Genomic DNA, 22959 nt, shown 5'->3' on the forward strand with positions numbered 1-22959 from the left:
TTTACTTTTTTAAAAAAGTCGTCGGTGCGTAAGAATCTGATCCTTTTCGGAGTCTTACATTTTGTATTTGCACCAGATGTCTTTGAGGCGGAGAGACTTTTTTAGTCACTTCGCCTGTTTTTTTGTACGGACGTCGGTCGCGTCGATTCCGATCGGAACCGCCTTCATTTTCAGGTTTGAATGTTAAAAAAGAATAAAAAAGCCGGGCATAAATCCCGGCTTTTTTTGTGATTCCTTCAAAGCGGCGGTTTTGGTAACCGCCTACTTGGAAAGAATCTACTTTAGGTAATTCTAAATTAGAATTTGTTACTGTAGATTGTCCGCAACCAATTCCGCGATGTCTTTTACCTTTACTTCTTCGATCTTTCCTTCGTGTTTTACCCCGTCGGTAATCATGGTCACGCAGAAAGGACAAGCCGTTGCGATTGTAGTCGCTCCTGTATCCAGAAGTTGTTTGGTTCTCTTGACGTTGACACGGTCGTTGTTTTGTTCTTCCATCCACATCTGAGCTCCACCGGCTCCACAACAAAGACCCTTTGTGTGGTGATCGGAAGGCTCTGCGAGTTTTCCACCGGCAACTTTTTTAACCACGTCTCTCGGGTTTTCGTAGTTGTCATTGTAACGGCCGATGTAGCAAGAATCGTGATACGTGTATTTTCCGGAAGAAGCGTCTTCGGCGGTTTTAACGTCGAGTTTTTTGTCCTTAACAAGTTCGTTGATGAATTCGGAGTGGTGAACCACTTCGAAGTTTCCGCCGAACTGAGGATATTCGTTTTTGATCGTATTGTAGCAGTGTGGACAAGCGGTTACGACTTTTTTCACGTTGTATCCGTTCATCGTGTCTACGTTGGATTGTGCGAGAGTTTGGTAGAGATATTCGTTACCACCTCTTCTTGCGGAGTCTCCGGAACAGTTTTCTTCGGTTCCGAGGATACCGAACTTCACGTCCGCCTTCTGGAGAATTTTTACGAAAGACTTAGCGATGCTTTTGTTTCTTTCGTCGAAAGCGCCCGCACATCCGACCCAATAAAGAACGTCCACGTTGGAATCTTCAGCCATGGTCTTAACACCAAGACCGTCCGCCCAATCCGCTCTTGTGTGAGCTCCAACTCCCCAAGGGTTCGAGTTGTTTTCCATGTTTACGAAAGCGTTTTGTAATTCCACAGGGAACTTAGATTCCGCGAGAACCAAGTGTCTTCTCATTTCCATGATCGCGTTCACCTGGTTGTTTCCGACCGGGCAGGCTTCCACACAAGCGTAACAAGTAGTACAACCCCAGAGAGCTTCTTCGGAAAGACCTTCGTAGCTGTTGATGACTCCGGTGTCGAGGGCCGCAACTTTTTCAGCCGCCGCGCCTGCGTCGGTTTCTTCCCCTCTGATCTTAGCGACTTCCGGCATTTTGTCGAGAAGTGCGTGTTTCAGATCCGCGATGATCATCTTAGGGTTCAGAACCTTTCCGGTTCTGTTCGCAGGACACTGAACTTGGCAACGACCACATTCGATACAAGACATACCGTCGAGAAGGTTCGGCCAAGGAAAGTCTTCCACGCGGTTTACACCCCAGACTACATTCTCATCTTCCAAATTGATTTTGGAAAGAGCGCCTTTCGGAGTATCGGATTGTAGGAAGTAGTTAAACGGAGCGAAGATCAAGTGCGCGTGTTTGGAAGTCGGCACATAAAGCATAAATGCGAAAACGGAAAGAATGTGAACCCACCACATGATTTGAACGACCACGTCCGCAGTGGAATATTCCACACCGATGGATTTCCAAACCGCGCCGATTCCGGCCGCAAGAAAGGAAGCTGTTTCGGTAGGGCTATCGTAAACCGCTCCGACCGCTTTTGCACCTTCACCCAAAAGAGTGGAGATCATCAGAATGGAAATCATGGAAATCACGATCGCGGAAGCCGGAGAATGAACGTCCAACCCGTTTGCTTTTTGAATCCATCTTCTCCAAGCGAAGAAACCGAGACCGGTTAAAACGAGAAGGGAAACAACTTGAACGATGGACTCGTAAAGATGTCCCGCGTGTTCTCCGAATAAGAAACCTACTAAGGAGAATTTATACGGATCATCCATTCCGTATCCTGCGATACCGGCGATCATCTGGCTTGTCGTGTGGATGGTATACACGATAAAACCGTAGAAGATAAACGCGTGCATGATACCGCGAAGAGGTTCTTTGAAGTTCTTCTTTTGAAGAATCACGTTCTGAATAAAACTATTGATTCGGAACGCCCAGTTCGGGTTCTCTAAAAAGTTTTCGGTTCCAGCGGCTTTTCTCGCGCTGAAAATCAAGTTGAGGCGATAAAGAATCGCACGGATAAAAACTACATTCGCGACTACGAATAAGATTGTGAAGATTAGATGAAAGGCGATTTGCGAAATTGCCATATGGATGAGTTACCCTTTCTTTTGGATTGGTGAATGATTTACAGCGTAGGAATCGAGAAGCTCCCTGTCGAGGAATTTTCAAATCAAGGGTCAAAGGTAGAACGATCGTTCTTGAGATTGAAACTCAACGATGAGACGAGTTGAGACAACTCGGTGTTTGTATCGGAATGTAGGATCTACTACATTCTTCCTAAAAAAGGAGCTTGCATCTATTTGAGACAAAGTCTCTTTTAGATAAGAATCTTCAATTAAAAAGAAGATGCAAAATAAAGAATCAGTCCAAAGATTGAAGGGTGATCTTTTTAAAGTTCGCAACTCATAAGGAGTAACAGTGGCCTCTATCTTTTCATCGCAGCCAACCGACAAGATTTTAGAAAAAGCTTTGGACGGGAATCGGATTTCTCCGGAGGAAGCTCTGGCTCTTTATCGAGACGGGGATCATCTCAAGATCATGGCGGCGGCTCGGACTTTGAGAGAAAAAATTCTCTCCCATCAATACGCAAGTTATACGATGTTTCGAGTCGTGAATTATACGAACTACTGCAACGTAGAATGTAGTTTTTGTTCTTTTATGGACGAGATCGGAAACGGAAAGGGTTACGTTCTTTCCGCAGAAGAAATTTTGGAGAAGATGGATTACGCAGTCGGCGAAGGAGCCGATCAGATGTTCCTCCAAGGCGGGGTTTATCCGGATCTTCCTTTCGATTATTATTTGAACGTGATCAGCTCCGTAAAAAAGAAATACCCGGACATGCATATCCGCGCGTTTTCTCCGGTGGAAATCATCAACCTAGAAAAGATCACCGGACTTCCTTTGAAGGAGGTCCTACAAATTTTGAAACAAACTGGATTGGATTCGGTTCCGGGTGCGGGAGCGGAGATTCTTACGGATAGAATGAGAAACATCATTTCTCCGAAAAAAGCGACCACGGAAGAATGGGTGCGCGCGATGGAAACCTGTCACGAGGCGGGACTTCCGGGAAGCGCGAACATCGTATTCGGTTCCGAAGAAACCCAAGAAGAAGTCATCGAACATTTAAGCGTTGTGCGAAACCTCCAAGACCGAACCGGAGGATTCTTATCCTTTATCCCTTGGACCTTTCAACCGCAGACAAAACGGTTTAAGGTGCGCGCTGTTTCCACGCAAGAATATCTAAAAGTCCTCGGAATCTGCCGGATTTTCCTGGATAATATCCCTCATATCGAAACTTCCGTGATGGTTCTCGGAAAAGGTGTCGGTCAACTGGCGCTCACGAGCGGTGCGGACGATATATCTTCCGTAGTCATAGAGGAGAACGTGCTTCGCTCTTACGGACTCAAAACCGAAAAAGAAGCGATCAAGTTTTTAAAGGAAGGAGCGTTCGTTCCGAAACGAAGGGATCTTCTTTACAACTACGATCGATATAAGAACGAACTCGCACAAACTCTTTGAAGACGGTTTGCCGATTCTGATTTCAAATAAAGAAAGTCTTTAGAGGATAGGATGATCAAAATTATAAACTTCACACTGGTGTTTATGATGGCTCTTGCCGCTTGCACCAAACAGATTCACGAAAGAATTCACATCGATACGGGCGTGACCGTGGAAACCCTGGGACCTCATAAATACAAACTCGTCGCAATCGGAGGGGCTTCCTCAACGTCCGTGGAAGAAAACGATATATTCAAAATGAAGAATACTTCCTGCAACGCGGCCAAGTCGATCGCATCTAGAAAACTGGAAGAGTTGGAACCGGAACAAAAGAACAGACAATTCTTTATGGAAGCGACGAACACGAAATTTATAGACGACGGGGCTTATTGCGAAATCACGTATCACTACGAGCTACCCGTTCCTAAGAAACAGTAGTCGAAGATCCGGAAATCTCTTTCGGAAAATACCGAATGGGTTCGATGAAGGAAACCCGGTTACGACCTTTTTTCTTCGATTCGTAAAGAGCGGAGTCGATGGAATGATAGATATCGTCGAAGCTGAATTCTTCCTCGGGCCCGAAGATACAAGCCCCGATCGAAACGGTGATCTTCACCGGATCTCCGTTTTTAGTCCGATACGAAAGTTCTTTTTCGGCGACATCGGTTCTTAACTTTTCGCAAAGAAGAGAAAGATCGTCCTTCTTAATCGCGTCGAGAAGAATACAAAATTCATCCCCGCCGATCCGAGAACAAATATCGGTCGCTCTGACTCTTTGTTTCATCACGTCCGAGATGGAACGGAGCGCGGAGTCTCCCGCCAAATGTCCGTACGAATCGTTGATTTCCTTTAGATAATCCATATCGAGAATGATCATCGCGAGGGAGAATTTATAACGTTGTGCTCTCTTTAAAAAAAGTTCGAACTGTTCGATCAGATATCTACGATTGTAGAGTCTTGTCAGTTCGTCCACCTTCGAGATCTTTTCGATCTGGATGTTCTTATCCCTAAGTTTGCTCACCGCCTTTTGGAGTTTTTTCTTGGCGCGGTGGTCCATCACTCTCCAAAAATTAATGAGAAGATTTCCGAAAACTCCGGTGAACAGATAGATCAAAACGTTTGCGAAGTCGTGTTGCAATGCCTTCGCGTTACCCGTAAGAGTCGTACACAAAACCAAAGAAAAATAGAAGAGCGCGTTGAAAAAGATCACCGTGGTTCCCGTGAACCAAAGGAGAATATTCCCGCTCACAACCAAGGTTGTGTAAAAATGGAAGTAAAGACCCATTCTTTCCGAATCCAAAAACACGTACGGGAGAATGGAAAACACGATCGTGCCCGAGGAAAGAATGCTATATCGTTCAATTCTCTTGCGAAAAAAACTTTTCCATTTTATAAGTAGAAATGCGAAAAAAGCGGAGAGTCCGACGACCGTTAAACGTGAAAAAACTAAGATCCGATTTTCTTCTCCGAAAGGAGAGGCGCCGTCCGGAACCAAGGCGGAAAGAAAACTGATCCCGATACAGAAGAAAAAGTAGATCACGGTGGCTCTTCGAATATCGGGTTGGTAGATTCTCAAATAATCGTCCGGGAACGGGTTGAAAAAAACTCTCCGAGCCAGGAGTTTTATTTTTTGATTGTTGCCCAATGAGAATCTCATGTGTTTTGCAAAGGATCGGATAGGATCTCGGTTCCTCATTTTAAAAACGGTTCTGTATAAACAATCAGGATTTACAATCCCGGTTCCGACGATTCCCATCGGTTTTGCCGCTACTCGTTGTTTGACGATTAAAAAACGACGATCTTTCTAGGGTTTTTGGTTAGAAGGGTGGGTAACGGCATTCCTTCTCCGCCGAGAGAACGGACGAACTTCCCGTTGATTCGGAGTTGAACTCCTCGAATCGGAAGGTTTTCGATCAGGCTGTATGTAAGCTGGTCGATTCTATCCTTTAGAATTTCCGGCCCCGCGCTTCTTTCCAAATCGCTACTCAACGAGAGTTTGAGAATTCCGTCTTCGATTCTATAATCTGCGTCATAACGTAGATTTTGCGGAATGGAGTTTAAGATTCCTTTTTCCTTTTCCTGCGAAACCGGTCCGGCGATCAGGGAGTTTAACACGAGTTTGACCCGGTCTCCTCCTTTGGAAAGTCTGAGAACCTTTACGAGTCTGGAATGGCTTTTGCTTCCTTTGCCGTAAAACTTTAAGAAGTATAAGGACAATTCTCCCTTTTCGGAAGGAACGGGGGTTGCGGTCGCGGAAGAATGGGATTCGGATTCTTTTTCGGAATGGCCCGAGGAAACCGGCGGTTCCATCACGGGAACGAGATTGTCTTCGTTTAAATCCTCTTCGATCGCATTCGAGTTATCGGACGAGGTTTGTACGTCTCCGTTCTGAAGAAGTTCTCCAAGAATTTCATCCTCGGCCTGATCCATCATTTCTTTATGATTCAGATTTCCCTTCGGGGAAGAAGGGGATTCGACACCCATTTTACCGATGTTTCTGAAACCTTGAAATCCGGAAGCCGAAAGGGAAAATCCGGACCCTGTGCTTTTATCCAAGAGCACTAACGTAAAGATTATTCCGGTGAGAATGAAGATTAGATTTTTTCTTTTTTCGGAATCCGGCACTTTCTCATTTTCGGAAAAAAATGAGATTCTATGCAGGCAAAAACTACAGGATTTCGGTAAGATCGGAAAGGTTTTTGAGCTCTACTTCAAAATCAGGGATTTCTCCGGCGGGTGCGTGTCCGTACGCGCAAAAGGCGAAGGGACAACCGTTTTGGCGAGCGGCTTCGTGATCCGAAAGTCTGTCTCCGATCATGAGAATCTTATCCGGTTCTAAGCCGTAGAGTTTTACGTATTCTTTTAAAATTCCGCCCTTGGTCTTGATTCTTTCGTTATCGAGAACCAGGATCGGATCGAACAAGGAAAGAACTCCCGCGACTTCCAAGATCGTTTCGACATAGGGTCTGCGTCCGTTAGAGGCGGCCAAAATTCGAAACCCCTTTCTGGAAAGCGCTTCGATCGTTTCTTTTACGGCGGGGTAGAATTCTCCCTCGCCGTTGCGGATTCTTTCGCACAAGAAACGCAAAACCGAGTCGGAGATTTCGTCCCTTTGATCCTCTGTGAGTTGGGGTAAAAGATTGAGAAAGATGGTTTTGACCGGTTTCCCGATTTCCACCATGATTCGTTCTCGGGATGGAAGTTCGATCGGGATTCCCGAGGTTTTGGAAAAATTGGAGATCGAGTCTTTATAGACTTCGAGTATGATTTCTTCGGAGGAAAACAAGGTTCCGTCCACGTCGAATGCGAGCGCTTGCAGGGAATCGCCGGAAAATTCAGTCATCGAAAGACAGTTTCTGAAAACGGGTCCTTTTGGCATTTTCTTTTTACCTTTGCTTGATTTTCCTCGGACACGGAGAAAATAGGAAGAACCTCTTATGAAGACTTCGGATTCGAATTCGATCAAGCTCCCATCCAAGGAAGAATGTCTGACCAATCGGTCGAAGTTGTTTTCCTCCTTTGAGTGGAACGATTACAAAGCCCAGCTCCAACATCGGGTTAAGGGTTCCGAACTCGAACGTTACTTCGTATTAACCGAAAGCGAAAAAACCGGAATCGAGGACACGATTCGGCTCAACGTTTCTGCGACACCATATTACATTTCTCTTACGAACCCGGAAGACCCGGACGATCCGATCCGAAAGATGATCATCCCGAGGGAAGCCGAATCCGTTTTTTCTCCGGAAGAATCTCCCGATCCGTTACACGAGGAAAGATTGTCTCCCGTCAAAGGGCTCACTCACATGTATCCGGATCGAGTCCTTCTTTTTACCAATCATGAATGTTCCGTGTATTGCAGACATTGTATGAGAGGTCGTAAGGTCTCCGATTCCAAGGAAAGAATGCTTACGGAAGATTTGGAAGCCGCATTCGAGTATATAGAATCCCGTTCCGAAATTTCCGATGTCGTATTATCGGGAGGAGATCCTTTGAATCTTTCCGATTCCAAAATCGATTGGATTTTGGAAAAACTGGAAAGAATCGATCACGTAAAAATCTGCAGACTCGGAACGAGAAACCCGGTCACTCTTCCTTTTAGAATCACATCCGAACTTTGTAATATAATAGAATCGCACAATACGGATCGGCTTTCTATCTTCTGCAACACTCAGTTCAATCACGCCAAAGAATGTACGTCCGAGGCCAAAGAAGCGATCTTGAAACTTTTGAAGGCCGGGGTCAGCGTCGGAAACCAATGTGTTCTTCTGAAAGGAATCAACGATTCCGGCGAAACTATGTTAGAACTTCATAAAAAACTGTTGGAGCTACGTATCCGCGCTTACTATATGTACGATCCGGAATTGATTCCCGGTTCGAGAGGATTCAGAACCCCTCTTGCAAAAGGAATCGAAATCATCTCTTATATGCGCGGGAAGATCGGAGGAATGGGAATTCCTTCCTTCGTAAACGATCTGCCCGGAGGCGGAGGAAAGATCACGTTGACTCCGGATTGGTATCTCGGTTTTTACAAACCGGAAAGAATGCACGTCTTCCGTTCCGCGTTACGCGGAACCTATCATCTCAGTCCGGAACCTCCCGATTCTACGATGGAGGATTTTTATCCTTCTCTTTCCCCCGAAATCTGGGAAAGAATTTCACCGAACGCATTCGGAGCCGTAGAGAAAAAGTTTTCATGAACCGGAACGACGGTACAGGAAAGGATTTAACGATTCCTACGGTTCTTGTCTACGCGGATCTCCACGAGTTCGAGGGAGAATTTCCCGAAATCTACAAACAAGAATGGGAATCCGCCAAATCCGTGGATGCGATCTTAGAATTGTTAAACGAATTGGGGGAAAAAGCGGAACTTATTTTTACCCCGGAAGAACTTTCCAAAAACGTAATGCGTTATTCCGACTTGGAATTCCGGGAGCGTCCCGTTCTTTTTCATCTGATGGAAGGTTTTCGTTCGAGAAATAGGGAAGCCTTAATTCCTGCGGTCGCGGAAATGTTCGGTTTTCCTCATACCGGATCGGATTCTTACGCACAAAACGTTTCTTTGGACAAAAATCTTACGAGGATCTTTGCCGATTCGATCGGAGTTCCGATCGTTTTAGGATTTCCGATCCGATCTCCAAAAGACTATGAAGTCCCGGAAGGATTCTCCTTTCCCGGTTTTTTAAAACCCGCCGGAGAAGGTTCGAGCCTCGGAGTCGGAGAGGAAAGTGTCGTCATAGACGCAAACGATCTGCGTTTGAAATTGTCCTCAAAGCCGTCCGAATTTTTTCCGTATCTTATGGAAGAATACTTAAAAGGAACTGAATATACGATTTCCGTAATGGGTTCGAAGGTCGTCGGTTATCGAGCGAGTTCCGCGGGCAGATTGGTTCTCAAAGAAGATCTGAAAGTGGAGGATGTCTACGGGGAAAAAACGAAATCGAAAAGTGTTATGCCTGAAACTCTTGTTTTCGATTGTGAAACCGATTTGGAAACGTTCCTTCAGGAACAAAGTCTTCTTCTTTGCAGAACGCTCGAAACCTCTGGACCTGCAAGACTGGATTGGAAAACGGATTCCTTAGGGAATCCTTTCTTTCTGGAAATCAATCTCACTCCGGGTTTGTCTCCGTTTTATTCCACCTTTCCGATTTGTTATCGTCAGAGCTTGGGGGACGAAAAAACCTTGTTTCAAGAGATTTTAAAAATAGCTCGTTCGGATTTTGAAACCGATCGATTCGCTTATTCCAAAAAGAAAACCGGAAATTTATTAACTCGTAAATAAGATCAGAAAATGCAAACCGTGCAGAATCCCAGTGCCTCTCAAACATCCGTTTCTACTTCCACCTCCTTTCGTAATACTTTAGAAGAATCGGTTCGCAATCATCCGGTTCTTACCTCCAATCGTTGGCTTGAACAAAGGGAAAGAAGAATGGAAAAAGAAGACCTTCTTCTTTGGCTCAGACAAGAATACTTCGTAAGCGTGGATTTTGTGAATTGGTTTTTGAATACGGCGGCCGTTTCAGATTCCGTGGAAGCGAAGATCGTTCTGGTTCAGAATATCTGGGAAGAATTGGGAGAGGGTAAGGCCGAGGATTCTCACGTTCGTATCTTGAGTAAATTTCTTTCGGATATGGGCGAAGTCGTGGAAGACGAACATAAACTTCCCGAAACAAAGGCCTATCTCGATCTGATGCAAAAAATCACAAGAACCGATTTTTATTCCGCTTTGGGCGCGCTCGGACCCGCCAACGAATATTTGCTAAAATTAGAATATTCCAGAATGTTTAAGTCTTACAGGGATTTGAAGGAAAGAATGATTCTTCCCGAAGGAAAATTCTTTCAGGTCAATCTGGACGCCGACGAATCCCACGCCGAAAAACTGTTTCGTCTGATCGAAGTCGTTGCCGACACGGATGATAAAAAAAATCGAGTGCTGGAAGGCAATCGTCTTGCTTTGGATGCGAGGCTCGTTTTTTACGAAGGTTTAACGGCTTTTCAAAGACTTTAAAAGATTCATTCCTACCATTCCGAAAATCGGAATCAAGGGAAGATAGAGAAATGGAGCGAGCCATCTGTATCCTTTTAAGGAATGACTGAGTTTTCGAACCGCAAAAAATCCGGGATATCGTCTTCCGTCCGCAATCATCTGCACGTTCCCTTCCGCGACGTTTCTGTTTAAGGTCGGGTGAAGTTCCTTTAATTCTTTTTCGGAAAAATCGTGAAAGGATTTGAATCGGATTTGAGGATTTAAGTTCAGGGTTTGTAGTTTTGCCGCGAGATTTGAGCAAAAGGAACATTCTCCGTCGTATAAAAAAACTAGGGCTTGCAAGTGTATTCACCTTTTTGAATGTGATATTGAAGAGCGTCCGTCGGAGCTACGACGAATTTTCGTGGAAATCGGCCCCACCCGCGTTTGGGTGGTGGGGAGAGGTGGCGGGCAAAATTCACGATAAAATCCTTATCATACAAAAGACCATTCGGCAAGAATAAATCAATCCTGTGGGAACTCCTACGGATCTGCTCGTTTGCCATCTCGCTTCCGAACTCAAGCGCTACTTCCAAACTCAGTGACTCACTTCCTATGGGGCGTTCGTCAGAGCGTTCAAATCCTGCGGAAGATTTCTTAAAAAATCGCAAATACCCGGAATATGATCTTCTTGAACACCGATCCAAAAATAAATCCAGATTCCTTCCTTTTGCATCCCGTCGCAAACCTTCATATACCATTTCGAGATCGTGTTTTCCTTTCTCGCTCTCCAAAATAAAACCGGAAACTTGCGAATCATCTCATCCCAAATATCCCTGCCCACACCTTCCCCTCTCGCAATCTCATCGACCGCGAACTTGGAAAGAAAGGTTCCGAACGGAGTGTTTTTAACGAGCGCACAACCCTTATACTCGGATTCGAGAACGATTCCCGCGAATTGTTGATCCCAAAAATTCTCTTTGAGAGATCTTTGAAACGCCTTCTCGACCAAACGGTTCATCTTATCGAGAGAGACTAGACTAACGTCCTCGATAAAGTCGATCCGATTTTTTCTTCTGAGAAGGGTTCCGCTTCCTTTGATCGTGAATAACTCTTTGAGAAGAGCGGAAGCGGAAGTGATCGCGATTCCGAACTCTTTGTTCTTTACATTTTTATAAAGTTCTAAACAAGATTCCAGAAGAACGGCGTCTTCCGGGTCCGGTTTAACGGAAGAATCCACGTCGAAGATCGAAATTTTATTTCCTTCGGCGTAGATTCCGCCTCTGGAATAAAGATGAACCAATTTGTTCGTGTTCAGAGTGGAACAAAGTTTTGTTAAGAATGAAAAAAGCGCGGGACCTTTTTCCTCGGCCACGAAGACCGGAAGTTTTTTTTCGGCAAGCGCGGACGCGACGGCACCGGCCAAATCCTGAGGATGTCTGAATAATTTTCCGGGAAGAATGGAAGAGGATTCTTCCTTGTTCTGATTTCTATAAAATAGATTGGTGTATGAGATCCCGTCCTTGTCTAAAACGACGACAGGATAAAGATCGAGTTTGTGAAGCAGTTTCAGATTGTAGAGAAGCGCTTCCGCGGATTCCATTAAGGTTCCGGAATCCGCGTAGATGACCGCGAACTTTTCGGGTTCGATCGAACGGAAGAGTTTTAAAAATTGAAACGAATCCTTGGTGTTCTCTGTGACTTCTAAAAGTTTAAGGAGAATTTCCTGATGTTTCATTCTTTTTTGATTCGATTATTTGCCCAGAGTGTAGGCAACTAATTTTCCCTTTAGCTTGCCGATTGTCAGGGATTGTTCCTTATCTTTTTTCAGTTTTAAAAAACCCAAAAGAGAAGTGTCCCCGCAGACCAGAGCCAGAACATTTCCCGTAAAGTGATCCTTGAGTTTTTTTCCCCACGCGATATAGATTTCCTTTGCTTCTTCCTTGGTTCCCAATCTGACTCCGTATGGAGGATTGGTTACGATAAAACCGCCGGAAATTTTTTTCTCGTTTTCGGAAGTGGTCGCGTCGGATTCGAAAAACTCGATGAGATGATCCACTCCCGCGTTTTTCGCGTTGAGTTTTGCAAGTGAGAGAGTTTTTTCTTCGAGATCGGACGCGAAGATCTTCGCGTCGGAACGATTCACATTTTCCCTTAGTGTCGGTTCGCCGAAAAGTTTTTTAAACGGAAGGGAAGAATCCAAACTTCTGTAATTGGTATAACCGCCGTATAAAAGTTTCAGAGCGGCTTCGATCACGACGGTTCCCGAGCCGCAGAACGGATCGTATAACGGTGATTTGGTGTTCCATCCCGAATAACGAACCAATGCGGACGCGAGAATTTCCCGCATCGGAGCTTCTCCCCCGATTCTTCCGTGTCCTCTTTGTTGAAGAGGTCTTGTGTTCAGACCAAGCGAAAGTTTTGCGTGTTCCGAATGAGAACGAAGATACAAAAGAAAGTCCGGTTCGTCTCGGGAAACCTGCGGAGGTTCTTTTCCCTTGGAACGAAAACGATCGAAGATCGCGTCCTTGAGTTTGTATGTCGCATAACGTGAATCTTTCAAAGAATCTTTCGTGGTCGAATCGATTCGAAAGGAATGTTCCGGCCCGAAGATTTTCTCGAACGGAAATTGAAGAGCTTGATCGTAAAGATCTTCGGGGCTTTCCACTCTCCAATACTTTAAGGAAATGCTGATGCCGGATGCGATTCCAGTGGAAAGAATGAATTCCTTGAGAGACTTCGCGGGACCTTGAAAGAAAACTCCGCCCCTGTTTTCGGCGACGATCTTTAAGCCGGCTTCTAAGATTTCCTCTCTCAAAAGACCGGAAAGACCGTCCGGACAAGACGCGTGATACTCGAACGAATCCGGTTTTGAAAAATCCCATTCCGATTTGGACGGTGTTTCATTTTTGGAGTTTCGATCGTTGGAACGGAAATTTCCCTCCGGCTTTTTTACTTTCAACCGAAGGTTTTTTTTAGGTGCGGGTTTTTTAAAGTTCGTCACTCGATTTGTTGTGCAAGATAGTTTTCGACGCCGATCTGACGGATGATCTCTTGTTGAGATTCTATCCAGTCGATATGTTCCTCTTCGGACACGAGAATCTTTTCGAAAAGTTCGCGGGTTCCGTTATCGTTGTTCTTAACCGCGATCGCGATTCCTCGGTTGAATCTTTCCACTGCCGCGTATTCCAGTTCGAGATCCACTTTCAAAATTTCTTCTATGTTTTTTCCAACGCCGATCTTCATGTATCTTTGAAGATCGGGAACTCCGTCCAGATAAAGAATACGATCGATGATCTCGTCCGCGTGTTTCATCTCGTCGATGGATTCGTGTTTCATAAAGTCCGCAAGTTTTTTGAAACCCCAGTTCTTGTTCATCTTCGCGTGAATAAAATATTGATTGATTGCCGTGAGTTCCGCGGAAAGAACTTCGCCAAGAATCTCGAGTACTTCTTTATTGCCTTTCATCGTATTCCCCCTTGTATGCATTCAGTATAAAAATCATTCTTAATTTTGCAAGGATAGTTTACAAACTCGGATGAAAAGTCGTATGATGCGCGTTATTTAATTTTTTTTGATTTTCAATCTCACAATTTTCAAAAACATAGACTCTAATGTCTTCATCGGTTTTTATCGTCGATTCCGAACTCAGCCGTTTCGGAAAGACGGATCTTGATTATCATTCTCTTTCTTATCAAACCGCGCGTCTACTTTTGGAAAGAAATTTTGAGTTTGAACCTCAATTTCTTATTTTCGCGGCGATGGCGCCCGAACGTTACACGGGAGAAATTTTTCTTCCCGCAAGAATCAAGGAAAGTTTAGGACTTAAGAATCTTTTTACGATCCGTACCGAAACCGCTTCTTCTTCCGGCGCAAGCGCGCTTCATACCGCGGCTTATCTTTTACGATCGGGCGCGTTTCAAAGAGGAATCGTGATCGCTACCGAAGTGATGAGCCGTCTTGAAAGGGATCAGAACAATCTTCTTTTGGGAAGTGTGTTGTCGCCACGTCAGAAGGGTTTTGCGATGTCCATGGCGCAGGGCGGAGGAATGATCGCGACGCGTTATCTGCACGAGTACGGTTACGATCGAAAGGATCTTTACGTTCTTTCCAAAAAACTTCACGACAACGGTTTGAAAAACGAAAAGGCCCATATCAGAAAGAATATTACGGAAGAAGAATATTTTAATTCTCCGTTATTCACAAGCCCTCTTTGTCTCTATGATATTTCCCCGCTTTCCGACGGAAGTTGTGCGATTCTTTTGAGTTCCGATAAATCGAAATCATCGAATGCGCTCGAGGTTAAGGGCATCGGTCATGGGATCGGAAATCTTTCTTCTCCTCCGGGAACTTTAAGTTTTCCTTCGAGTGTTTCCGCGTTTTCGGGTGCTTATAAAGATGCGGATTTAAAACCGGAACAAATTCAGATTGCGGAGCTACACGACGCGTTTACTCCTTTTGAATTGATCGGAGCCGAAGACGCGGGACTTTTTCCAAAGGGAAAAGCTCTTCGTTATGTAAGGGAAGGTAAAACACATCCCGACGGACAACTTCCGATCAACGCTTCGGGTGGTTTAAAAACGAGAGGACATCCGGTGGGAGTTTCGGGTCTTGCGCAGATCGCCGAGTTGCAAACTTGGATGTATAAGGAAGATCGTTTTCAAAACGGTCTCGCTCTTTCGATCGGCGGCTTGGGCGTGAATAATTTTGCTACGATTCTTTCCAAAGTTTAGAACGGAATTTGACAGTGAACGAAAAAATACTTCTGATTCAGACCGCATTTTTAGGCGATCTGATTTTAACGACTTCCTTCTTTCGGGAAGTCAAAAAGAAATATCCGAACTCGAATCTTACGGTTGTGGTCAACAAAGGAACCGAGTCCGTACTCGAAGCCAATCCCCATATAGATCGGTTGATTCCTCTGGATAAAAAGGAATTTAAAAAATCGCTCTGGAAATTCTTTTCCTTTTTGTGGAACCTTAGAAAAGAACGTTATACGCTTTGTCTTCTTCCGCATTTTTCGTTTCGTTCAACCTTAATGGGGTTTGCGAGCGGCGCCAAGGTGAGAATCGGTTACGAGTCCGCCGGTTTTTCCTTTTTGCTGACGAAAAAAATTCAGAGACCCATAAAGGGAATGCACGAGGTCGAAAAACTATTCTCTCTCTTGTATAGCAAAGAAGAATATTCTAATATACCAAAACGTCCGGAACTTTTTTGGCGAGAAGAATCCGTTTTCCGAGTTCGAGTTTTGATGAAGGAACACGGTCTCGAAACCGGAAACTATTTTTTGCTCGCACCGAGTTCCGTCTGGGAAACCAAACGTATGCCCGCTTCTAAGTTCAGAAGTTTGGGAGAACGTCTCGCGAAAGAAACGGGTAAGAAGGTGGTTCTCATCGGTTCCAAGGCGGACGTGGATCTTTGCGAGGAAGTGGGTGCGGGTTTCGGTATCAATCTCGCGGGTAAGACCAATCTTCCCGAACTTTCGTTTTTGGTTTCCAAGGCCGCGTTGATGGTCAGCAACGATTCTTCCCCGATCCATTTCGCTTCGGCGTTTAACATTCCCACGTTAGCCGTCTTTGGCGCGACCGTTCCCGATTTCGGTTATACTCCGCTTGCGGATTCTTCCTTTATCTCGGAGATCTCCGGATTGTATTGTCGTCCCTGCGGAATTCACGGAGGAAGGGTTTGTCCGGAAGGACATTTTCGCTGTATGATGGAACAGGACACGGACAAAATGTTCGAAACCGCAGTCCAATTAGAGAAAGGAAATTCAAAATGACTCAGAACGTTTATCAGGAAAGAATCTCGGAAGTTCAAAAAAAACTCAAAGAAGGAGAGGTCCTGATCGTTTTTGCGGCTTCTCATCTGATTCGAAATCGAGACGTTGAGTATAAATTCCGTCAGGACTCGGACTATTACTATCTCACCGGTCTGGATGAATCGGACGGTATTCTAATATTAAAAAATTCTTATAAAGCGATCTTTGTTCTTCCGAAGGACAAGGAAAAAGAGATCTGGACGGGAATCCGGATCGGAAAGGACAAGGCGAAGGAACTTTTAAATCTGGACGAAACATTCGATACGGTCGAATGGGAATCCAAACTCGACGAGATTCTTCTCAATCAACATACTCTATTTCATTTTTTCGGAAGGGATCTCGTTCGCGATACGAAACTGATCGAGTGGATTCATTCCCTCAATCAAAGATCGAGAGAGGGTAAGTTCGGTCCGAGAAGAATCGAATCTCCCGATTTTTTGCATTGGATGAGAATGTTCAAATCTCCTTCCGAGATTTCCGCTTTGCAAGAATCCGCAAGAATCACCGCCCTCGGTCATGAACGATTGATGCGAGAATCGAAACCGGGTATGTTCGAATACGAACTCGAAGCGATCCTTGAATCCGAATATCTAAAACACGGAGCCTGGGGTGGCGGTTACGGACATATCGTCGCGGGTGGAAAGAATGCGACGATTCTTCATTATACGTCTAACAACTGTCAGTTGAACGAAGGAGAACTCGTGCTTGTGGACAGCGGCGCGGAAAAAGGATATTATACCGCGGACGTTACTCGAAATTTTCCCGTGGGCAAAAAATTCTCATCCGAACAAAAGGCTGTCTATGAAGTCGTTTTAAAAGCGCAGAAAGAAGCGGTTGCGGGCACAAAGGAAGGAGTCGAGTTCGTCGCGATTCACAATCAGGCCGTAAAAACGCTCGTAGAAGGTTTAAAGGATCTCGGTCTTTTGGACGGTTCCGTCGATTCCATTTTGGAAAAAGGAACATTCAGAAAGTATTATATGCACAGAACCAGTCATTATCTGGGAATGGACGTCCACGACGTTGGAACGTATTACCAAAACGGTTCTTCCAAAAAACTGGAAAACGGTCAGGTCATTACGATCGAACCCGGTCTTTACTTCGATCCTACGGATCCTGAAATTCCCGAAAAATTTCGCGGGATCGGAATCCGAATCGAAGACGACGTTCTTGTGCAAGGTGCAAGTCCGGTGAATCTGACTTCCATGATTCCCAAAGAGGTGGATGAAATCGAAGCGAGAAAGAACGGATAAACGATTTCTTCCGCGTTAAACGTCTTTTGCGTTTCGATCGTTCTAAAACCGCTTAGAAAAAGATTCCTATTTTATTAAACGACTTGTAAGTTCCCCAAATTTTTCTTTTTTTCCTTGTCGAAACCGGGAGAAACGTTAGTTATATCGTTTCTTGAGGTTTGAAAGAATTGTTCTTCTATTACCTTTCGTTATCATTTATCTTTTTGATTACAAATCCGATTTTTTCGGAATCGATACAAAAGATTTCCACGTTAGACGAAGTGGTCAGTTTGGATTCGACCACCGATCACAACTGGGAGATCGCGCTTGCATCCATCGATCCTGTGTCTTTTTCGCGTTTTTATTTGGAAAGAAAGAAGGACTACGACAAGATTCCTTTTTTGCCTTACAAGGCTCCGGGAGTTTTCAAACTTTCGAACGAATCGATTCAAACGGTAACCATCGTTAAAAAATTCATCGCTCCCAAAGAATGGAAGACAAGCGGCATCGCTGTGCGTCTCGGCACTCTGACCGATAAGGATAGAACGTATTTCAACGGAGTTCTGATCGGTGCGACGGGCGATATGAACTCCGTTTATCCGCAGGCTTACGATAAGATTCGGATTTATCCGATTCCGAATCATTTGATCCGAAAGGGCGAGGCCAACATTCTCGTCATCGAAGTGAAGAAGTTTTTTCAAAAAGAAATCGGAATCGAACAGGATCGAACCGCGATCGGAGACGCTTCCTTGATGCAGAGGGAATTGCTCCGCGCGGAATACGTGAAGATTCTTTTGCTGATGATCTATCTGACAGTCGGCGGTTATTTTCTTTTTCTTTACGTTCGAAGACGTATGGATCGGGAGAATCTTTACTACGGTCTTTTCACGATTCTTCTTGTCGTTTATCAATTTTTGAGAAATCAGATCAAATACGATCTCGGAATCGAATTCATCTATATGAAAAAGTTGGAATATATCATTCTGACGATTTTGGTTCCTATTTTCGCGAATTTTATCCGAGTCTATTTTAAGTATTCCAGAAATCTTCTTTTGAACGTTTTGGACGGGGTTTATGTTTGTTTTACGCTTTTTTATATCGTTTCGAACAACGTAATCCATTATAACTTTCTAAACAAACACGTGGTTCAATACGGTTGGATTCTTTACGTCGGGCTCGTTCTATATTTTTTGATCCGCCGAATGATGACGAAGGATCGGGACGCGCTTCTGATTCTGATCGGAGTGATCGTTACCACTCTCGCCGCTGTTTTGGATACGTTGGGTGCGAGAAACGTGATCGTTTTCCCGAGAATCGTAGGTTATGCGTTTCTCTTTTTTATTCTGAGTATCGCGACCATTCTCGCCAATAAGTTCGTTCGTCTGAACGAAGAGGTGGAAGATCTCAACGAAGACTTGGAAAAGAAAGTGGAACAACGTACGGAAGAATTGAAACTTTCTTTGGAACAGGTCAATCGTCTCAAGATCCAGCAGGACGCGGATTATTTTTTGACTTCCCTTTTGATAAACCCGCTTTCCTCCAATAAGAATACGAGCGAAGTTGTTCAGACCGAGTTCTACACAAAACAGAAAAAATCGTTCGAGTTTAAGAATAAGACCTACGAGATCGGAGGAGACATTCTGATTTCGGGTAACGTGGAATTGAACGGAAAAAAATACGTCGTATTCGTCAACGGTGATGCGATGGGAAAATCCATCCAAGGCGCGGGAGGCGCTCTTGTGATGGGAACCGTATTCAACACCATTCTTACTCGATCGGGAATCCCCGCTCAACGAAACAAAAGTCCCGAGAAATGGTTGGAGGAGGCCTTTCTCGAACTCCAAAAGATTTTCGAATCCTTCGACGGTTCCATGTATATTTCCATCGTCTTGGGTTTGGTGGAGGAGAATTCGGGTCTTCTTTATTACATAAACGCGGAACATCCTTGGACGGTTTTATACAGAGACGGCGTCGCCTCGTATATCGAAGAGGAATTAACCTTGAGAAAGATCGGGATTCCGGAAAACGAACTTCATCTCGCGATCAAAAAATTTCAGATGTTTCCCGGAGATACGATCGTGATCGGTTCGGATGGAAGGGACGATCTTTTGATCGGCAATGCCGAAGATAGAATCATCAACGAGGATCAGAATCAATTCTTAAAAAGAGTCGAGGAGGGTTCCGCGGATCTTCGGGAAGTATATGATAGAATTATAAAGTTCGGCGCCCTCGTGGACGACTTTACTCTTTTGAAGATCACGTATCATCCTGAAAGAGCCGAAACTTCCGGTTCCCGGAAGAGTTCGGATTCTTACGAAGAGATCCTTAGAAAAGGAAGTTCTTATCTTCAGAACAATCGTGTTCGGGAAGGACTCGATCTTTTGGAAAGGGCCCTTGAAATCAATCGAAAGGGTGAGAACGTTCTGAAAATTTTGGGCAGATTTTATCTCAAAGAAAAGGATTACGCGAAATCCGTCGGTTATTGGGAAACCTTAACGGGCATCAATCCGAAATCCGCGGATTATCTCTATCATTCTTCCCTTTGTTATAAGATGTTGAAGTTTTACCAAAAGGCCGCGGAGATCGGCGAAAAGGCGTTTGTCCACGATCCGGATTACGTTCGAAATCTGATCAACCTCGCAGATATATATAAAATTTTGAATATTCAAGATCGTGCGATCAATTTTGTTCGAAAGGCCCTATTGTTGGATCCGGAAAACTCCAAAGCGATTCAGGTAAAAAATTCTCTGGAACCCGGAAACTAAAAACCGACCTCGCATTCTTCCATGTCCGATTAATAAATTTCTGATTGTCCTTAGAGCGGACTCGAAATTTATGACATTAGCGAACCGTTCTATTCCATAAAAACACACCGAACGTTCGTAGATAAATATTTTCTCGCAAATACGACTTTCTGCTTAGCATCGTTTGAGCGGATCTTTAAAGCGAATTTTAAGATGAGTCCTCGAATTTTCTTCGAAGGTTCTAAGGATTCTTTTTTAAGTCGCGTTTTGTGGGGGATAGATAGAATGTCGGGTTTTCGCTTAAAGGTTATTTTTGTTCTTGTTTTACTTTTTTGTTTTTTGACCGCAAGAGAAGTCTCTTCGGAGTCCATTCAAAAAATTGAATCCTTTGAAACAGTGACGAGTTTGAATTCAACCGAACTCCACGGTTGGGAAGTCACCACCGATGAAGTCGATCCGATCGCGTTTTCCAAATCCTATTTGAGCGGTAACAAATCGCAAAACTTTCGAACCGTAAAACATAAGATTCCCGGGGTCTACATTCTGAAAGATTCCGATACGAACACCAAAACCGCATTTCTCATTAAAAAATTCATTGCTCCCAAGTCCTGGTCCGTCGCCGGACTTGCGGTAAGACTCGGAACGATTTCGGATAAGGACGAAACGTATCTGAACGGAGTTCTGATCGGCAAAACGGGAGACTTCAACGAAGCCGATAAACCTCAAGCTTACGATAAGATCCGAGTGTATTCGATTCCCACGGAGCTGATCGTCAAGGGAGGGGAGAATCTTTTGATCATAAAGGTACAGGGATTCTTTTCTAAAAAACTCGGGATCGAACAGGATCGTACCGAAATCGGAAACGCGTTTCTTGTTTATAAGGATTTTTACGACGGAGAATATCTCAAGCTCGGTTTTTTGATCGTGTATTCCACTGTGGGGTTTTTCTTTTTGTTTCTTTATCTGAGAAAAAGATCCAGTAAGGAGAATTTTTATTACGGTTTATTCACGGTTCTTCTCGTGATCTATCAGTTTTTAAGAAACCAGACCAAATACGACATAGGAATCGATCTTATCTATTTAAAGAAAATTGAATATATCGCGGTTGCGTTTTTGATGCCGGTCGCTTATCGGTTTAACCGGTTCTATTTCAAATTTCCGAAGGCCGCGGTTACGAACGTTCTGGACGTGATCTTCATTCTGATCGGATGTTTTTATCTCGTCACGAACGACGTGAATTTATACAGCCAGGTCAACAAACACGTCGTTCAGATGTTGTATCTTCCCTACGTAGGTTATATGCTCTACTATCTCGTAAAACGTCTGATCGAAAAGGAAAAGGATGCGCTTTTGATTTTGATCGCAGTTTTGATCGTCGTGATCGCGTCCACGATCGACGCGCTGACGACCCGAAACGTAATTCTTTTTCCGAGACTTCTCGTTTATGCGTTTTTCGTTTTTATCCTGAGTGTCGCCACCATTCTCGCCAATCGTTACGTAAGTTTGAATAAGGTCGTCGAGGAACTCAACGAGGATCTGGAAAAGAAAGTGATCCAAAGAACGCGAGAATTGAACGATACGTTGACCGAGGTGAAAACTCTAAAGATTCAACAGGACGCGGATTACTTTCTGACCTCGCTGTTGATCAATCCTCTTTCCACGAACCATAACCGAAGTTCCGTGATCAAAACCGACTTTTACACCAAACAGAAAAAATCGTTCGAGTTTAAGAATCGAACCTACGAAATCGGAGGAGACATCAATATTTCCGGGAACATAAAACTCGGAGAAACACGTTATGCGGCGTTTGTAAACGGAGACGCGATGGGTAAGTCCATTCAAGGCGCGGGTGGCGCGCTCGTAATGGGAACGGTGTTCAATTCCATTCTCGCTCGAACGATCAACACCGAATTGAACCTCTTAACTCCTGAGTTGTGGTTGAAACGAGCCTTTCAGGAATTACAAAGTATCTTCGAATCCTTCGACGGATCCATGTATATCTCGGCGATCCTCGGACTTGTGGAAGAGGGAACGGGCAGACTTCTTTTTATCAACGCGGAACATCCGAACGCGGTTTTATACAGGGATAGAAAGGCGAGTTTTATTCAAGACGAATTGGATCTTAGAAAGCTCGGAATTCCCGGCAACGAAACCCTTTTTTCAGTCAAAGAATTTCAAATGGAAAACGGAGACGTATTGATTCTCGGTTCGGACGGAAGGGACGATATTCTTTTGGGAATGGACGGTGATTCCCGAATTTTAAACGAGGACGAGACCGCGTTCTTGAAAAGAGTGGAAGAGGCCGACGGCGATTTAAAAGAAATCCATTCTCATATCGTCAAACAGGGAGAATTGACGGACGATTTTACTCTATTAAAAATTTCGTATATTCCGGTTTTAGCGAACGGTCTTTCTTACGGAGAGGATTATTTCCGAAAGGAATTGAAGACGGCCAAGGAATTTCTAAGAACGAACGAATACACAAAGGCGATCGAGGTTCTGGAGAACGTTCAAAAACTTAGGATTGCGGACGAGGAATCGTTGTGGCTTCTCGGAAAAAGTTATATGAAGGAAAAACAATACGTTCGTGCGGAGAATTGTTTCAAGCGGCTTTTGTTTATCAAACCGGATCAATGCGAATATCTATACTATCTTTCGTATTGTGCTAAGATCAATAAGAACTACGCCGAGGCGGTTGCGATCGGAGAAAAATTATTCTCATTGGAACCGGATCATATCCGAAACCTGATCAATCTCGCTGATCTTTATCGTATGTTGAAGAATTTCAAGTTGGCCGAGGATTTGGTCGATCGCGCGCTTGATATCACACCCGAATACGAACACGCTCTCGCGGTAAAACGGGCGATCGGAAATTCGAGCGCGGGAATCGTTTAGGC

18 protein-coding genes and 1 pseudogene are annotated in these 22959 nt (G+C 44.4%); 11 read left to right on the forward strand and 8 right to left on the reverse strand.

The features are described 5' to 3' along the window. Positions 1-306: 306 nt before the first annotated feature. The gene (locus CH367_RS18635) at positions 307-2397 is read right to left on the reverse strand and encodes a (Fe-S)-binding protein (RefSeq protein WP_100763998.1); all 2091 of its coding nucleotides are present in this window, start codon (positions 2395-2397) and stop codon (positions 307-309) included. A gap of 331 nt (positions 2398-2728) precedes the next feature. On the opposite strand from CH367_RS18635, the gene mqnC reads away from it, so the two are divergent. Together mqnC and CH367_RS18645 are read left to right on the forward strand one after the other, a co-directional pair. Then, positions 2729-3829, forward strand: coding sequence for a cyclic dehypoxanthinyl futalosine synthase (gene mqnC / locus CH367_RS18640; RefSeq protein ID WP_100763999.1), 1101 nt, complete (start codon positions 2729-2731; stop codon positions 3827-3829). Between the two features lie 51 nt (positions 3830-3880). Then, entirely contained in the window at positions 3881-4246 is a 366-nt protein-coding gene (locus CH367_RS18645; protein WP_100764000.1) for an LIC11299 family lipoprotein, read from the forward strand. Here the strand turns inward: CH367_RS18645 and CH367_RS18650 are convergent. From CH367_RS18650 to CH367_RS18660, 3 genes are all read right to left on the reverse strand, one after another. Continuing rightward, a complete protein-coding gene (locus CH367_RS18650; RefSeq protein WP_100764047.1) occupies positions 4233-5465 on the reverse strand; it encodes a sensor domain-containing diguanylate cyclase in 1233 nt (410 codons plus the stop codon). The genes CH367_RS18645 and CH367_RS18650 overlap by 14 nt on opposite strands. 128 nt (positions 5466-5593) lie before the next feature. Further along, entirely contained in the window at positions 5594-6433 is an 840-nt protein-coding gene (locus CH367_RS18655; RefSeq protein ID WP_100764001.1) for a GerMN domain-containing protein, read from the reverse strand. 43 nt (positions 6434-6476) lie between these two features. Then, positions 6477-7187: an HAD family hydrolase gene (locus tag CH367_RS18660; RefSeq protein ID WP_100764048.1), complete on the reverse strand. Its 711-nt coding sequence runs from the start codon at positions 7185-7187 to the stop codon at positions 6477-6479. A 58-nt stretch (positions 7188-7245) separates the two neighbouring features. Here CH367_RS18660 and CH367_RS18665 point away from each other — a divergent pair, with 58 nt between their 5' ends. The 3 genes from CH367_RS18665 to CH367_RS18675 are packed head-to-tail and all read left to right on the forward strand — an operon-like array spanning position 7246 to position 10313. Further along, on the forward strand, positions 7246-8505 hold the full coding sequence (locus CH367_RS18665; protein ID WP_100764002.1) for a KamA family radical SAM protein: 1260 nt from the start codon (positions 7246-7248) through the stop codon (positions 8503-8505). Further along, on the forward strand, positions 8502-9587 hold the full coding sequence (locus tag CH367_RS18670) for a D-alanine--D-alanine ligase family protein (RefSeq protein ID WP_100764003.1): 1086 nt from the start codon (positions 8502-8504) through the stop codon (positions 9585-9587). Before CH367_RS18665 ends, CH367_RS18670 begins: the two co-directional genes overlap by 4 nt. A 9-nt stretch (positions 9588-9596) precedes the next feature. After that, complete coding sequence (locus tag CH367_RS18675; RefSeq protein ID WP_100764004.1) at positions 9597-10313, forward strand: iron-containing redox enzyme family protein; 717 nt, start codon at positions 9597-9599, stop codon at positions 10311-10313. Here CH367_RS18675 and CH367_RS18680 read toward each other — a convergent pair. The 4 genes from CH367_RS18680 to bfr all read right to left on the reverse strand — a co-directional run bounded on the left by CH367_RS18680 (position 10290) and on the right by bfr (position 13739). Further along, complete coding sequence (locus CH367_RS18680; protein WP_100764005.1) at positions 10290-10634, reverse strand: DCC1-like thiol-disulfide oxidoreductase family protein; 345 nt, start codon at positions 10632-10634, stop codon at positions 10290-10292. The genes CH367_RS18675 and CH367_RS18680 overlap by 24 nt on opposite strands. Before the next feature lie 250 nt (positions 10635-10884). Further along, complete coding sequence (locus tag CH367_RS18690) at positions 10885-12009, reverse strand: acetylglutamate kinase (protein ID WP_100764007.1); 1125 nt, start codon at positions 12007-12009, stop codon at positions 10885-10887. A 15-nt stretch (positions 12010-12024) separates the two neighbouring features. After that, positions 12025-13275 carry a THUMP domain-containing class I SAM-dependent RNA methyltransferase gene (locus CH367_RS18695; RefSeq protein ID WP_100764008.1) on the reverse strand — a complete coding sequence of 417 codons (1251 nt, stop codon included), beginning with the start codon at positions 13273-13275 and terminating at the stop codon, positions 12025-12027. Then, the gene (bfr, locus tag CH367_RS18700) at positions 13272-13739 is read right to left on the reverse strand and encodes a bacterioferritin (RefSeq protein WP_100764009.1); all 468 of its coding nucleotides are present in this window, start codon (positions 13737-13739) and stop codon (positions 13272-13274) included. Before bfr ends, CH367_RS18695 begins: the two co-directional genes overlap by 4 nt. A gap of 146 nt (positions 13740-13885) precedes the next feature. Here bfr and CH367_RS18705 point away from each other — a divergent pair, with 146 nt between their 5' ends. The 6 genes and pseudogenes from CH367_RS18705 to CH367_RS18725 all read left to right on the forward strand — a co-directional run bounded on the left by CH367_RS18705 (position 13886) and on the right by CH367_RS18725 (position 22957). After that, positions 13886-15004, forward strand: a complete 1119-nt coding sequence (locus CH367_RS18705) for a thiolase family protein (RefSeq protein WP_100764010.1) — start codon at positions 13886-13888, stop codon at positions 15002-15004. A gap of 14 nt (positions 15005-15018) precedes the next feature. Beyond that, on the forward strand, positions 15019-16050 hold the full coding sequence (locus CH367_RS18710; RefSeq protein ID WP_100764011.1) for a glycosyltransferase family 9 protein: 1032 nt from the start codon (positions 15019-15021) through the stop codon (positions 16048-16050). After that, positions 16047-17339: an aminopeptidase P N-terminal domain-containing protein gene (locus CH367_RS18715; RefSeq protein ID WP_100764012.1), complete on the forward strand. Its 1293-nt coding sequence runs from the start codon at positions 16047-16049 to the stop codon at positions 17337-17339. Before CH367_RS18710 ends, CH367_RS18715 begins: the two co-directional genes overlap by 4 nt. 194 nt (positions 17340-17533) lie before the next feature. Then, positions 17534-19606: pseudogene (locus CH367_RS18720) on the forward strand (SpoIIE family protein phosphatase); the annotation flags it as partial. A 264-nt stretch (positions 19607-19870) separates the two neighbouring features. After that, entirely contained in the window at positions 19871-20083 is a 213-nt protein-coding gene (locus tag CH367_RS21095) for a tetratricopeptide repeat protein (protein WP_341865111.1), read from the forward strand. A gap of 264 nt (positions 20084-20347) precedes the next feature. After that, positions 20348-22957 (forward strand): SpoIIE family protein phosphatase, encoded by a 2610-nt coding sequence (locus CH367_RS18725; RefSeq protein WP_100764050.1) that lies wholly within the window; start codon positions 20348-20350, stop codon positions 22955-22957. Positions 22958-22959 lie beyond the last annotated feature (2 nt).

It is taken from the genome of Leptospira barantonii (genome assembly GCF_002811925.1).
Classification (GTDB): Bacteria; Spirochaetota; Leptospiria; order Leptospirales; family Leptospiraceae; genus Leptospira; species Leptospira barantonii.